The following is a 14,036-nucleotide window of genomic DNA, read 5'->3' on the forward strand; positions in this document are numbered from 1 at the left end:
ATGTCATGAATACGAAACGAATTCTATTTTATCTTGTGTTAGGATTAACAGCTTTTGTTATGCTTCTGCCGTTTATTTGGACATTGTACGCTTCATTTGTAAAACAGGACTTAAACGTAGACACATTCTCTTTTGATTTAGCTCAATATGGAATTGATAATTTTGTCTACATCATAACGCAAAGTCATATTGCAGATTGGTATAAAAATAGTATTTTTGTGACGGGTGTCATTACGATATGTAACCTTTTGTTTAATTCGATGGCCGGTTATGCTTTAGCACGTGTACGCTTTCCAGGGAAAAATATTATGTTTTTTTTCACACTTGGCATTATGATGGTACCCGTGCAAATCTTACTTATACCGATCTTTGTGATGATGGCAAAGATGGGATTGATTAATACGTACTTTGCTTTGATTGTTCCATTCATGGTAAATCCATTCGGTGTGTTTTTGATGAGACAATTCTTTGTAGGGTTTCCTTCAGAATTAGAGGAAGCAGCCAAAATGGATGGCCTAAGTCGTATTGCGATCTTTTTCAAGATTGCCCTGCCATTAGCTAAGCCGGCACTGATCGCACAAGCTATTTTTATCTTTGTGTGGAATTGGAACAGCTTTCCGTTCCCAAGTATTTTGGCAACTCAGCCTGATATGTTTACACTTCCAGTTGGTATCTATCAAATTACGAACACAGCTTATACAAGTTCGATAACGAAGTCTATGGCTGGTGTGGTATTAATGACCATTCCAACTCTCATATTCTTCATGGTTTTCCAGAAACATTTTATGAAAAGTTCTATGAATACAGGTGTTAAAGGATAGTATAATCGAGGTTACAACATCTTGTATTGAGAGAAGGGGTCATCTATGAAATATAGGCACAAGTTGATGATTGCGTTTACAGTTATAGCTTTATTTCCGATGAGTATTTTCGGGGTTTATGCTTATCAAAGTGCTGTTAGTCACACAAAAGAAAAAGCCTTAACCTATGGAAGAACAATGGCAACAGATCTGAATTCCACTTTCAATCAATGGATTCAAGATAGTGTTACGTTAACTCGGTCTATGATAGGTGACCCTCAACTAGAAGCGTTATTAAAAAAAGATTTCGATTCATATCAATATCCAGTCTATGAAAAGGTTCAAGATAAAAAGTCTTATCAGTACTTTCTAAACCATACCATGAATGTATATCCAAACGTTGATTATGTCTTGTTGTTTCCTTTAAATCAGCCATATACAATAGGTTACTCTAATCAGAACCTCCTGATATCAGAAGAGAATAATGAGGATGATGGTTGGTATAAAAAAACAATGAAAGCAAATGGGTATTGGGTTTATACAGGTCTTCACAAGGAATCTCAAATCGTTGAACAACCGAAAGTTGTTTCTATATCTCGTCTTATTAAAGATCCTCAAACCCAGGAACCTCTAGGTATAATCAAGGTGATGTATAATCAACAATCCATTAATAATCTATTAAATCAAAAAGCTCGAAATAGTAATTTTTCTTTTCTTCTAACTAATGAAAATGGCGAGATGATGGCTACAAGTGAACATATTGAGAAAGGTTTTGATAAAGCATTATCCCCATCTGAAAATGATGAGGAAGTTCTATTTAACGATCAGTCTTATTTTATAACTTCAAGTACATCTGATGAAACGGGTTGGACCGTTTATGCGATTTCTAATCGAAATCAACTCTTTCAACAACTAAATTCTATCAAAGAAATATTCTTGTATTTACTTATTGGAACGACGATCGGTTCCATTGTATTTGCATATTTAGTGTCTTCAAGACTTGTACGTCCACTCGAGCACCTTAAATCGAGTATGACTAAGCTCACAACTGGAGAATGGAAACAAATCCCTAACCCTAATCGAAAAGATGAAATAGGTGATTTGACTTACCATTACAATGATATGCTGACTAGACTTGATGAATATGTCACATTGCTTGTTGAGAAAGAAAAGCAAAAGAAAGATCTTGAGTATAAAAGCCTGCAGTCCCAGATTAACCCACACTTTTTATTTAACACGTTAAATAATATCAAGTGGTGTGTTTATTTAAATCAACCTGATCTGGTAAATAAAATGATAGATTCTCTTGTCTATATTTTTCGCTTCATCTCAAAAAGAAGTGACGATATGATCCCTTTATCAGAGGAAGAAGAGTTCTTATATCATTATTTACAGATTATGCAAATTCGGTTTGATGGCGAATTTGAGGTCAGTTTAGACATAAATGAGGAAGTAAAAGAGATCGAGGTGCCTATACTTCTATTACAACCTCTCTTAGAAAATGCTATTATTCATGGAATGGAAAAAGAAAGTGAAGATCGACACATTTCGCTAAGAGCTTATCTTAAAGCACCGAATCGAGTCATTATAGAGGTAGAAGATAATGGAGTAGGTTTTTTTGAGGATCGTCCTCAACAAAAGGGTGTTAAATTTAGCTCTATAGGTTTTGAAAATGTTAAAGAACGAGTGAGATTAATGTATGGGGATCAGGGGGCTATCTCTGTGGAAAGTAAAGCAAATGAAGGAACGATCGTTACACTTGATCTAAGTCATTCACTACCATAATTGAGGTGATAGGATGAATATCTTAATTGTTGATGATGAAAACATTACAAGAATGGGACTAAGAAAGACGATTGAATCATCTGAGCAATTTTCTGTTGTTGGTGAAGCAGCAAATGGAAAACAAGCTCTTGAATTTGTCCGTCAACAGCATCATATTGATGTGATTTTATTAGATCTGAATATGCCGATTATGGATGGTTTACAATTCTTAGATCATATAGACTCTACTTTTCAAGGACAAGTGGTTGTTTTGAGCAGTTATGATGACTTAGATCATGTCAAGAGTGCTATGAAAAAGGGAGCTTCCGATTATTTTCATAAACCAACCATGTCTCCTGACAAAATTACGAATATGCTGTTATCACTCTCTAAAGAAGAGTCTGAATCAAAACATACTGACGAAGTAGATGATTGGCTGAAACATTTAATTTTACATCCTTCTGAGAAGCTTTTAAAAGTGAATCATCCTTTTGTAGATCACTCCAAAGGAAAAGTCGTCATCTTGGTATCTGTCAATGACTTTGAACATGTAAAGATCAATGATTTCGAGATCTATAATTCCATTCTTCAGTGGAAAGAACAATCAAATTTTCTTGGTGAAATTGTTCCTTGGAGAGAAGGGCAGTATGTTGTTATTGATGTATTACAAACCAAGAGCTTGTTAAATCAATATCAACATATTCAAACATTATGTGATTCCATTCAAAGGTTCTTGAAGACTGCTAAAGAGGTGTCGTTATCTTTCGGTGTGAGTCAAATGGTATATGATCCTCTTCAATTAAAACAAAGTGTTAGGGAAGCAGAGGAAATCATTCAGCAGGAATTCTTTAAAGGCCGTCAGACCGTGCATTTTTATAAAGAAGAAAGTAAAAGCAATCAAAATGTAAAAATAAGTACACAAGGTATTTGGAAAGCAATGGATGAAGTAGACAAGCAAGCTCTTAAAAATGAGTTGAATACGTACTTTAAAGAACTGATTAAAACTGAAGATAAAGAAAAGGTCATACAAGAATCTTTAAATTTATTAATATCACTTAAGAATTATATGGAAAGCTTTAATGAAACATCTCTTATGCAACAAATTCCTATTCAACGTATCCCTAAACTGCAATATGCATCAGACATTCATCATGAAGTCTATCAATCATTCGAAATAATGCTGAATTGGATTGCAGAGTATGAAAATAATCATTATTCACCAATCGTAAAGTCTGTTATGAAATATGTTCATCAACATTACACGAAGGAAGTTTCATTAGATGGTTTAGCGAGACATGTTCAAACTAACCCATCTTACCTGAGTAGAATTTTTAAAGAACAAACAGGATCCACAGTCAGTGATTGTATTGCTGAGTTACGAGTTCAAAAAGCGAAAGAGTTGCTTAGACACAATCAACTAAGAACCAAAGATGTTTCCTTAGCAGTTGGATATGCAAATGAAAGGTATTTCTCCCAAATCTTTAAAAAGTACACAGGTATGACACCAACAAAATATAGAAAGCAAAAGTAAATATAATGAACGAAAAGTAAAATTTCATACATGTTTCTAGAAGTCCATGAACGATAAAGTGAAGGTAAGGAATTAGAAGTTAATTTACTCAGAAATGAAAGGGGTTACATTTATGAAGCGAATGAAGTGGAAGTTCATGGTACCGGTACTTATTTTATCTTTAATCCTCTCAGCATGTGGGTCAGATTCTGAGACAAAAGGAGAGGGAGATAGTGGAGAAGGAGACGGTAAAGTTAACCTTCAAATTGCCATCGAAGCAACTGGTGATATCCCATCTGAATTTCAAAAGCAGATTGATCGGTTTAACGAACAAAACGGAGAAAATATCTCAGTAAAAATTCGTACGTTTAGTGGCGGTGACTCTTATAATCAAGCACTTATGGGACAAGTAGCTGGAGGCGTCGCTCCTGATATCTTTTTATTAGATGGAGGACAAAGAACGAAAACATTCGCTGATTCTGGCGCAATCCTTCCATTATCCGATTTAGCGTCCAATCATAATCTGGGTCTAGATAACTTTCAAGACACGTTAATGGATGCATTTAAAGTAGATGACAAGCTATATGCCATTCCTAAAGATTACAATACAACAGCACTTTTTTACCATAAAGACTTATTGAAAGAGGCTGGTGTTGAGCCACCAGAAACTTGGGAAGAACTTAGAAGTGCAGCGAAAAAGTTAACGACTGACGATCGTTACGGATTCGGTATTAACCCTCAAATCAATTACTTTTTACCATTCGTTGAATCAGCAGGTGCTGATATTATTACATCTTCTGGACTACAGAATGACGCTATAAAATCCCAGGAACACCAGAAAGCCTTAGCTTATATGTCTTCCTTATTTAATGAAGACAAAACAGCAGCCTCTCCGCAGATGGTCGGAGCTGGTTGGGATGGTGAAATGTTTGCTAATAAAAAAGTCGCTATGCTTTATGCAGGAAGCTGGGTAACTGGCGTATTAGATGAGAATTCAAATGTTGGTGCTGTTCCACTACCCGTTAAAGATCAAAAAGCAAGCATGCTTTATACAGCTGGTTGGGTTATATCTAAGAAGTCCGAAAATCCAGAAGCAGCTATGAAACTAATTAAATTCTTATCCTCAGATGAGGAGCTTGTTAAAGGAAACAAAGCAGGTCTAATCGGATTACCACCAACCAAATCTGCAATGGACAAACTAGTGAAAGAGAAGAAGGACGATCCTTTCTTAAATGTGTACTCCAAAGTAGTTGAATATGGAACACCATTTGGATGGTTAGATCCTAAATTCGTAGATGAATATAACAAGAAGATGGAAGTTCTAATGTATAAACCAGGCGAAACGACTCCTGAAGAAGTAGCAAACCAACTTGCAAAATAATTAGTTATCAGAGGTGAACATCATGTTTCAAACGATATCTCCAAAGGATTGGGGTTATAAAATACCAGATCATACCGGTAAAGAGTATGTAAAGGAAGTAATAGGTTATTCCTATGACGATTTAGAGAAGCGAGCATCAAAGGCAGTATATGAGTTTGTTGATCGCTTGTATAATGAAGAAGAAGGGGCTCTGCACCATTATTATCGTGGAGATATCCAATATACTTCAGAAATGGATAGCGGTAACTTTTTGATGGCTATCAATTATTTAACGATGTATGATCGCTTTAATGATGATAAGATGCTTCAAAAGGCAGAAAATTGTTTTAAGTGGGCATACGATCATTGGACGGAGACCCATCCAATGTTTACATGGCAAGGTGGCGTTAAAGACGGATTCAAGCCTAATGAACTGTATGTTAAATACACCGGGGATGCTTTCTGGCTTGCCTTAGCGTTGCTGAAAAGAACGAATAAGGAAGAATATCAATTTTATATTAAACAGTTTCATAATTTCATGAAACAGGCTAGAAAAGCAGGCTTTAAATACAAATATGACACCAATACGTATCAATGGACAGATACAGGCTTCACATGGAGAGGATTTGGTTTTCCTGTAACTGCATATCTTGAATTGTATGAACTAACGGGTGATGAAGCATACAAAGAACATGCAATAGCCTGGGGAGAACATGGTTTGACCCTTCAAGAAGAAGACGGTGGTTTCTATTTAATTGACGGACAGTTCTGGAATTCTGACTTAGTAGCTCCTGAACTAAGAGGACTTGTTTTCCTTTATGAAATTACGCAAAATGAGAAGTTTCTAGTATCAGCCAAACGATTTGCGGATTGGCTGATTGAACATCAGCGTGAAGACGGTGCTTGGCCAATTGGTATTGATGATGATGGCGAAGTATGTGCCCCTAATGTTGGACCAGGGGATATGCCGAACATTGCAATTAGCTTAATTCGACTTCACCAGAATACAAATGAGAAACGTTATTTGGATTCCGCAATTTTAGCTGTTCAATACGGATTAGAAATGCAAGCCGTAGAAGATGGTCGTTATCCTTATTATTTGGATGATCCTAATGTGAAATGGGGATTTTGGTCTTGGGAACCTTTAAATGATTACTCATTGTCTGGTGATCAAAGTGTTCACCATGTAAGAGGAATACTTTTCTTAGCTGATTACTTAGGAAATCTAAAAAGTTAGCTTTTAATAGCCTTTGAGAGTATCTCTAGCAAAAAATGTTGCTAGAGATATTTTCGTGTCGAATTTCGCTTGTTATTTAGGGCTAAAGTGAGTTTGTAGTCACAAATACCTATATACATTAGAGTGGGAATGTTCTAATATTTTAAATGAATTTTCTTACATAACTATAGGGCAAACTTATCGAAAGGTAAGGACGCAAAGCTACGGACCTAAGGTATAAAGTACGATGGTCGCCTGGCTGCTTAATTTGTTTCAAGCCCACTATAACGCTGTATAGTGGATTTTTTTATTTTAAAAGATAAAGGGGGACGTTGATGTGAAGAAAGCCAAGTGGAGTGACATAAAGATTGGGACGAAATACTTATTAGCTTTTTCGGTTAGTATTGTGTTGTTTTTGGTAGCAGGATTTGTGATTTTTAATCAGGTACAAAATGTTCAATCGGACATAGAAGCGCTAGAGCGACGAGGGGATCGTTCCATTGATATTACTGAAATGGGATCATTGATTCGTACAAAAGACATACGGGTTGCAGATTATGTTAATTTTGAGTCCAAGGAATTAATCAAACAGTTTGAAGAACGTCGTGAAAAGTTCAATGAGTTAGAAGCTCAAATTCGACCAAAGATGGACACAGATGAACAGAAGAAACTTTATGATCGTATCGTATTAAACGATAAAAAGATGAACGATTTATTTATGAATGAACTCGTTCCTTCTGTTGATGAGAACGGTGCATCTGGTGCAACAGTTATCCGAAACCAAATTGGTGCGATTCGTACGGAAACAGTAAACTTACTTCAGGATCTAAAAGGAATTGTAAACGAAGAACGTCAACTAGCGATTCAACAAGCCAAAGACAGCTTAGCACAAAGTATCCTGACATTATTAATCTCTATTGTTGCAGCGGCTGTTGTTGGCACAATTCTTATTATGGTTGTGAACCGCATGATTCAGAAGAACTTACGCAAAGTGGTTCACATGTCGAATGAAATTTCGAATGGAAATCTTCAAGTTGAATCCATTGATTATGATGGAAAAGATGAAGTTGGGCAGTTAGCTAGCTCGATTAATGAGATGAAGGATAGCTTAAGAAGCGTGATTCAGCAAGTATCTACTGCAAGTGAGTCTGTTTCTAGTCAAAGTGAGGAATTAACGCAATCCTCTCATGAAGTAAAAGAGGGAAGTGAACAAGTTGCTTCCACAATGCAAGAGCTTGCTTCAGGAGCAGAGTCTCAAGCGACGCATTCTACAACGTTATCGGAAAAGATGGAAGGCTTTTTAGGGAAAATTCAACTAGCTCATGATAGTGGTGAACAAGTATCAAAAGCGTCTAATGAAGTGTTAACGATGACGGATGAAGGTAGTGCACTTATGAAACAATCCGTTGAGCAAATGAGCACTATCGATGAAATTGTAAAAGATGCTGTGAAAAAGGTAGAAGGATTAGATGAGCAATCGAAGGAAATTTCTAAGCTGATCCAAGTCATTAATGATATTGCTGAACAGACAAACCTTTTATCCCTAAACGCAGCAATTGAAGCGGCACGAGCTGGTGAGCATGGTAAAGGTTTTGCTGTTGTAGCGGATGAAGTACGTAAACTAGCCGAACAAGTTACAGCTTCTGTTGGGGATATTACAAGTATCGTAAACAACATTCAAAACGAGTCCAACGCTGTGGTTCATTCCTTACAGACGGGATATGATCAAGTTGATGAAGGCTCTAAGCAAATTAAAGTAACGGGAGAAACGTTTGAAAATATTCGTGGCTCTGTTTCTGAGATGGCAACGAAGATTACTGTGATCTCAGAAAACTTAACGGATATCTCAAATGATAGTCAGGAGATGAACGGTTCAATCCAAGAGATCGCATCTGTATCTGAGGAGTCTGCCGCTGGAGTTGAACAAGCATCTGCCTCTGCTCAACAATCAAGTAGCTCCATGGATGAGATTTCGAACAACTCAAATGACTTAGCACAACTAGCTGAGCAATTGAATGAACAAGTACAGAAGTTTAAGGTGTAAGGCCTTGAATGTATTGGAAAAGACGCCCGGTTGAGGCGTCTTTTTTTATTTAGAAGGAATTCACATTTTTTATCGAATTAAATAAAGACTGATATATGAAAAGAGGTAAAGATGTGAAACGTGTCTTATTTGTCTGTACAGATAACTTTACGAGGAGTGTTACAGCAGAGTTTTGCTTAAAACATTTCTTAAACAAAAACAGAATTCGAGATGTTAAAGTAGAATCAGCTGGTTTCAAAGCTGATAGTGATCTTTCAAAGTTTTCAACGACTCATTTTGATCGTCTCGCTGAGTTAGGGATAATCACGTCTCAACATAGTCGGACCCCATTTAAGCAAACGTTTCTTCACGAATATGATTTGATCTTTGCTATGGGAATTGAACATCAAGACTACCTAATAAATGAGTATCATTACAGATCTCCCTTATTTAATGAAGTGTGCTTGAATGCGTCTACTTCGATTCAAGTACCAGCTCCCGGTGGAAATGAAGACGTGGAGCAAGCATTAAGAAAGATGGTTGATTACATACATGATCACATCCCTAAGGTCTATGAACATATCCAAAAGAAAGGTGAGAATAATGCGCGCAAACGATAAATCCATTCGAAATATTTATTGTATAGGAAGAAACTATGCTCAACATGCTCAGGAAATGGGGAGTGACCTTCCTACAAAACCGATGATATTTTCAAAACCCACCCATGCGTTACATCCAGCCGAAGGAGACCTTGAGTTGCCCTCCGAGATTGGGCAGATACATTATGAAGTAGAGCTAGTGGTGAAGATGGCAGAAGCTTATGATCCTGAAAAGCCTCTGGAACAGATGATTGATGGGGTTGCACTTGGGATTGACCTAACAGCACGTGATGTACAAACTCAATTAAAAGAAAAGGGGCACCCTTGGCTTGTCTCTAAAGGGTTTAAAGGATCTGCTGTGTTAACGGAATTCATTCCATTTGAGAGTCTTGAGTCATTTGAAAAGATAGAATTTAGTCTTGAAAAAAATAAAGAAGTGGTTCAAAAGGGTACCCCAACGCAGATGATCTTTTCTCTTAAAGAGCTCTTTTCCTATATTGCTTCTAACCTTGGATTAGGAAAAGGAGACGTTGTGTACACAGGTACGCCAGAAGGAGTGGGACCCTTACAAGACGGGGATGTTTTAGAAATGAAAGCTGAGTTTTCAGGGAGTGAAAAAAACTACGGGCCTTTGAAAGTCATATTCAAATAAGGAAAAGGAAGCAGAAAGAACGTTAGCATTCTTTCTGCTCTGTTTCTACTCTTCTTTCATCTTCTTAAAAAGATCATTGATTTGCCTCTGAACTTCAGGGTGATTCAAGACATCTTGCAATGCATCTTCGGATAGATGGTTCTTATCCTGGTTTTCTTCAGATTTCATGCTTTCAGCTATTTGTTTGATGCTGTCTTGGATCCCCTCGTCCTGCAGAATACCTTCTACCATATTCGAGAGTGTGCTTGATTTTTTGTCATCAGACATATGGTTCATCCCCTCCTTGTTTACGAATTTTCCAGCTATGTTGGCACTAATTTTTTCGATTGTTCGATCGATTAATTGGGAGCTTGTATTCTGTAAAAGCTTAACGGTTTTATCTGACAGCTGGGGGAGTTCAATTTTTTCATTAAGAAATGTCGGGGTACTCGTTTTTTTCTCCTCATTTTGACCTAAAAAGTAAAGGGTATCGTATTTGGATTGCTTGTTTAGGTCATCAAATAGGCTAGTTAAATCCTTTGGTTTAGGTTTTGTGTTATTTGAGGAAGAGTCTGTGGTCGTAGTGGATGTTGGGATAGTCAATGACCTTAATAAAGTGTGTGGTAAGTCCAACATGCCTCCTGAATTTGTCCTTTTATTCTTCATACATTCACCTCCTGCATAGCTATTTTATGTCTCTGATTGTACAAAGGAAGTGTGGATACCTATTAAATGGATAAGCATTTCGACCATTTTTAATAGAAGTCATAGAAAAACAAGCTTATGCCATCTATCAAACACCCTGTCAAAAGAGGAGAGCGCTCATATAAATAAAGTGTGAGATAGAAAATATCTATCTCTCAGTATGAATCTAGTCTATCTTCACAACTAGATGAATAAGGGGGTGACACACATGGAGGTTGGTTTAGCGATCGTGGTGTTGCTGATCTTTTTAGTCATTTTTGTAGCGGGTCTTCTCGTTGCAGAGATTGCTGATTAACAAAATAAGAAAGCTCTCATCCTGTTAGGGTGAGAGCTTTTCCTCTTTAGCGATTTGTTTGTTCCGTCAATGTATGAAGTTGTGTGGATGAGTCCGTTACGTGCATAATGGCGCTATTAATTTCTTGAATGACATACGTGAAGTTCTCTAGTTCTTTTTCAATGGAATCATTATAGTCATTACTCTGAGACATAGCCGATACAATCTCATTAAAAGATTGATTGATTTGGTCCATGTTGGAGGTGCTGTTTGAGATTAACTGGTCTATATCTGTTGCATTGTGTGAAACACTTTCAATCTGTTCATTGGTGGTGTGGATCAGTGAAGATACATTGGATACAGATTCTTTGGTTTGTTCGGCTAACTTTCGTACTTCATTTGCTACTACTGCAAACCCTTGGCCATGTTCTCCAGCGCGTGCTGCTTCAATGGCAGCATTTAAGGCTAGGAGGTTCGTCTGTTCAGCAATTCCTGTTACGATATCGACGATGTGGCGGATCTCATTTGATATATCCGTTAGTTTACTCATTTCTTCTAGCATTTCCGTGATGCTTGTTTGAATATGTTTCATTTGTTGTTGCTGGGCTTCTAGCTCATTTTTCCCTGTTTGGGATTGATCTTTTACTTGATGAGAAATTTCGGCCCCTTTTCTAGACAAGGATAAAATTTGTTCAGATCTCGCCGTTATTTCTTGAGAAGAGGCATTTGTTTGCTGTGAGACAGCTGCAAGTGTTTCTGCCGTATGGTCAATTTCTCTTAGAAGTTGATTTTTGCTCTCCTCTTGTTGATTGCGGATACGTTCATTCTCTTGTTCAAACGCCTCTAAAACAAGTTGTTGTTCAATATTTAGCATTTTTGTAGTAGATTGTATGGCTTTTATGTATGTATCTCGGTCTTGAATATGTTCTTCTAAAATGCGCATAAGAGATAGCAAAAGGTCCTGGAAGGCACACATATACCATTTCGGTTTTAGTCCGATCTTTACGTGTATGTAAGCAATTTTATTTCGTTTTTCCACGAATGAAGGGTCTACTATCCCATCGAACATTTCGATGATATGAGTGGTAAGCGTCTTTTTTAGTCGATCAACAGAGCTGTTATCTTGGATAATCGTCATTAAGGAGCCTTCATGCTCAAGGTTTTTATAGAACTGATTGACGATTACATGGATATTCTCTTGGATGATCGGCTGTAGTGATTTTAAGATAGACAAGTCTTCTTTTTGAAAGTCTATCATTTTTAATTGCTTATCCAGGTCACTATTTCTCTTAACTTGTATCTTTCCCTCGAAGTCTTCTCGAAATTCAAATGGCTTTTCCTTGGTTTGGGTTCGTAAAAGTTGTTTAATCATCATTTTCCTCATTTCTAACATGTAAATAGTTTAGGTCTTTTCATTATACAATGAAAATTGTTGGAAACCCACACTGGTATTGGAAATTTTTTGTGACAATTTATAAAAGTATTTTGTACTATAAATAACCCGATATTTGTCGATGAGTTTATAGAGAAATAATTCGAAACTCGAAGGGAAATACGCTATACTGGATTTATCCGTATGATTATCAGAATATTTCCAAAAGGGAGGAATCGAGAATGGCAGTAGCAGTAAATGAGTCGCTTCAACAATTGAAGCAATTAGATGAGAAGATTTCTGCATTTTCAAGCATATTGAGTTTGGCTGGATGGGATCAGAAGGTGAAGGCTCCCAAAAAAGGTCGCAGTACGTTTGCGAAATCCATGGGGGCGGTATCTACTGAGGTTTTCAAAATGTCTATTTCACCTGAATTGGGTGAAGCGCTAGAGGAGTTAACGAAGCCTGAAGTGTACGAGACATTAGATGAAAAGGATCAGGCACTAGTACGTGACTACAACCATAATTATACGCGTAGTAAAAGCATCCCAACAGATCTTTTCCAAGAGTATAGTGTCTTAACAGGAGAAGCGAATCAGGCGTGGGAAGAGGCGCGCGCGAATAACGATTTTGCTTCGTATCAACCTTATTTAGAAAAAATGGTCGACTTCAAGCGTAAGTTTGCGGAGTATTACGGATATGAAGATCATCCATACGATGCCTTAATGGACGCATTTGAACCAGGACTTAAAGTGAAAGATATCGATCCGATTTTCCGTGACCTACGTGAAAGTTCTATTAACCTACTTGAACGCATTCAGAATTCTGGTACGAAGATGGATCGCTCATTCTTAGAGAAGAATTATGATACTAAGACGCAAGAAGAATTTTTACATAATCTGTTGCCAAAGCTTGGCTATGACACAGAAGCAGGACGTCTTGATGCAACAGCGCATCCATTTGCACAGAAAGTAAATATTGGTGACGTTCGTATTACAACACGTTATGATGAGGATAATCTTTCATTTGCTTTATTCTCTACGATTCACGAGGTTGGACATGCGCTATATGAACAGGGCGTGAGAGAAGATCTTGAGGGTACAGGTCTTAATGGTGGTACGTCTCTTGGAATTCACGAGTCCCAGTCTCGATTCTTAGAAAACATGGTCGGTCGTACTCCTGAATTTTGGCAGGCTCATTACAGCGACCTTCAAGAGACATTCCCAGAACAACTGAAGGATGTTTCTCGAGAAGATTTCTATCATGCTGTGAATAGTGTTCAACCATCCTTTATCCGAGTTGAAGCGGATGAATTAACGTATAACCTACACATCATGATTCGTTATGAAATTGAAAAAGGTTTGATTGCAGGCGATATTGAGGTTAAAGATCTTCCGCGCGTATGGAATGAGAAAATGGAAGAGTATCTCGGTATTGTGCCAGATAATGATAGTGTCGGTGTCCTTCAAGATGTTCACTGGTCATTCGGTGCAATTGGCTACTTCCACACCTATTCGCTAGGAAACCTTTATTCTGCTCAGATTTTAAATACCATTCAAAAAGAGATCCCTGGTTTCTACGAGCAAATCGCTCAAGGTGATCTAACTCAGATTCGTGAATGGCTACGTGAAAAAATCCACCAGCACGGCAGCATCTATCAGCCAAGTCAATTGATAGAGATGGTGACAGGTGAGAAGCTGAACTCGGATTATCTAGTAAACTATTTAGAAGAGAAGTATTCGAAGTTGTATAACTTAAAATAAGAGATTAGCATTTGAGGAC

At 37.3% G+C, this 14,036-nt stretch carries 11 protein-coding genes and 1 riboswitch; of the genes, 9 read left to right on the forward strand and 2 right to left on the reverse strand.

The window, feature by feature from the left end; all coding sequences use genetic code 11:
* The first annotated feature begins 5 nt into the window (after positions 1-5).
* The 8 genes from H514_RS0102460 (at position 6) to H514_RS0102495 (ending at position 9,924) form a co-directional block, all read left to right on the forward strand.
* A complete protein-coding gene (locus H514_RS0102460; RefSeq protein ID WP_036841828.1) occupies positions 6-821 on the forward strand; it encodes a carbohydrate ABC transporter permease in 816 nt (271 codons plus the stop codon).
* 45 nt (positions 822-866) lie between these two features.
* Positions 867-2,585 carry a sensor histidine kinase gene (locus H514_RS0102465; protein WP_027445509.1) on the forward strand — a complete coding sequence of 573 codons (1,719 nt, stop codon included), beginning with the start codon at positions 867-869 and terminating at the stop codon, positions 2,583-2,585.
* A 13-nt stretch (positions 2,586-2,598) separates the two neighbouring features.
* A complete protein-coding gene (locus H514_RS0102470; protein ID WP_027445510.1) occupies positions 2,599-4,095 on the forward strand; it encodes a response regulator in 1,497 nt (498 codons plus the stop codon).
* 112 nt (positions 4,096-4,207) lie between these two features.
* Complete coding sequence (locus H514_RS0102475) at positions 4,208-5,455, forward strand: ABC transporter substrate-binding protein (RefSeq protein ID WP_027445511.1); 1,248 nt, start codon at positions 4,208-4,210, stop codon at positions 5,453-5,455.
* Between the two features lie 22 nt (positions 5,456-5,477).
* On the forward strand, positions 5,478-6,671 hold the full coding sequence (locus H514_RS0102480; protein WP_027445512.1) for a glycoside hydrolase family protein: 1,194 nt from the start codon (positions 5,478-5,480) through the stop codon (positions 6,669-6,671).
* A 160-nt stretch (positions 6,672-6,831) separates the two neighbouring features.
* A riboswitch (cyclic di-GMP riboswitch) is annotated at positions 6,832-6,917 on the forward strand.
* Positions 6,918-6,987: 70 nt separating this feature from the next.
* Positions 6,988-8,694, forward strand: coding sequence for a methyl-accepting chemotaxis protein (locus H514_RS0102485; protein ID WP_027445513.1), 1,707 nt, complete (start codon positions 6,988-6,990; stop codon positions 8,692-8,694).
* Positions 8,695-8,807: 113 nt separating this feature from the next.
* On the forward strand, positions 8,808-9,293 hold the full coding sequence (locus H514_RS0102490; RefSeq protein ID WP_027445514.1) for an arsenate-mycothiol transferase ArsC: 486 nt from the start codon (positions 8,808-8,810) through the stop codon (positions 9,291-9,293).
* Positions 9,277-9,924, forward strand: a complete 648-nt coding sequence (locus H514_RS0102495; protein ID WP_027445515.1) for a fumarylacetoacetate hydrolase family protein — start codon at positions 9,277-9,279, stop codon at positions 9,922-9,924. The genes H514_RS0102490 and H514_RS0102495 overlap by 17 nt, the downstream gene beginning before the upstream one ends.
* A 45-nt stretch (positions 9,925-9,969) precedes the next feature.
* Here the strand turns inward: H514_RS0102495 and H514_RS0102500 are convergent, their stop codons facing one another.
* Together H514_RS0102500 and H514_RS0102510 are read right to left on the reverse strand one after the other, a co-directional pair.
* The gene (locus tag H514_RS0102500; protein WP_027445516.1) at positions 9,970-10,569 is read right to left on the reverse strand and encodes a hypothetical protein; all 600 of its coding nucleotides are present in this window, start codon (positions 10,567-10,569) and stop codon (positions 9,970-9,972) included.
* A 380-nt stretch (positions 10,570-10,949) separates the two neighbouring features.
* On the reverse strand, positions 10,950-12,254 hold the full coding sequence (locus H514_RS0102510; RefSeq protein ID WP_051254999.1) for a globin-coupled sensor protein: 1,305 nt from the start codon (positions 12,252-12,254) through the stop codon (positions 10,950-10,952).
* A gap of 242 nt (positions 12,255-12,496) precedes the next feature.
* Between H514_RS0102510 and H514_RS0102515 the strand changes: the two genes are divergently transcribed.
* A complete protein-coding gene (locus H514_RS0102515) occupies positions 12,497-14,017 on the forward strand; it encodes a carboxypeptidase M32 (RefSeq protein WP_027445518.1) in 1,521 nt (506 codons plus the stop codon).
* The last annotated feature ends 19 nt before the right edge of the window (positions 14,018-14,036 follow it).

The organism is Pontibacillus marinus BH030004 = DSM 16465 (assembly GCF_000425225.1).
GTDB classification, from domain to species: Bacteria; Bacillota; Bacilli; order Bacillales; family BH030062; genus Pontibacillus; species Pontibacillus marinus.

Excerpts from the sequence above, each read along its gene's own strand:
- H514_RS0102470 (WP_027445510.1), top strand. The coding sequence starts at position 2,599 with ATGAATATCTTAATTGTTGATGATGAAAACATTACAAGAATGGGACTA.
- H514_RS0102480 (WP_027445512.1), top strand. The coding sequence starts at position 5,478 with ATGTTTCAAACGATATCTCCAAAGGATTGGGGTTATAAAATACCAGAT.
- H514_RS0102475 (WP_027445511.1), top strand. The coding sequence starts at position 4,208 with ATGAAGCGAATGAAGTGGAAGTTCATGGTACCGGTACTTATTTTATCT.
- H514_RS0102510 (WP_051254999.1), bottom strand. The coding sequence starts at position 12,254 with ATGATTAAACAACTTTTACGAACCCAAACCAAGGAAAAGCCATTTGAA.
- H514_RS0102495 (WP_027445515.1), top strand. The coding sequence starts at position 9,277 with ATGCGCGCAAACGATAAATCCATTCGAAATATTTATTGTATAGGAAGA.
- H514_RS0102465 (WP_027445509.1), top strand. The coding sequence starts at position 867 with ATGAAATATAGGCACAAGTTGATGATTGCGTTTACAGTTATAGCTTTA.
- H514_RS0102460 (WP_036841828.1), top strand. The coding sequence starts at position 6 with ATGAATACGAAACGAATTCTATTTTATCTTGTGTTAGGATTAACAGCT.
- H514_RS0102515 (WP_027445518.1), top strand. The coding sequence starts at position 12,497 with ATGGCAGTAGCAGTAAATGAGTCGCTTCAACAATTGAAGCAATTAGAT.
- H514_RS0102500 (WP_027445516.1), bottom strand. The coding sequence starts at position 10,569 with ATGAAGAATAAAAGGACAAATTCAGGAGGCATGTTGGACTTACCACAC.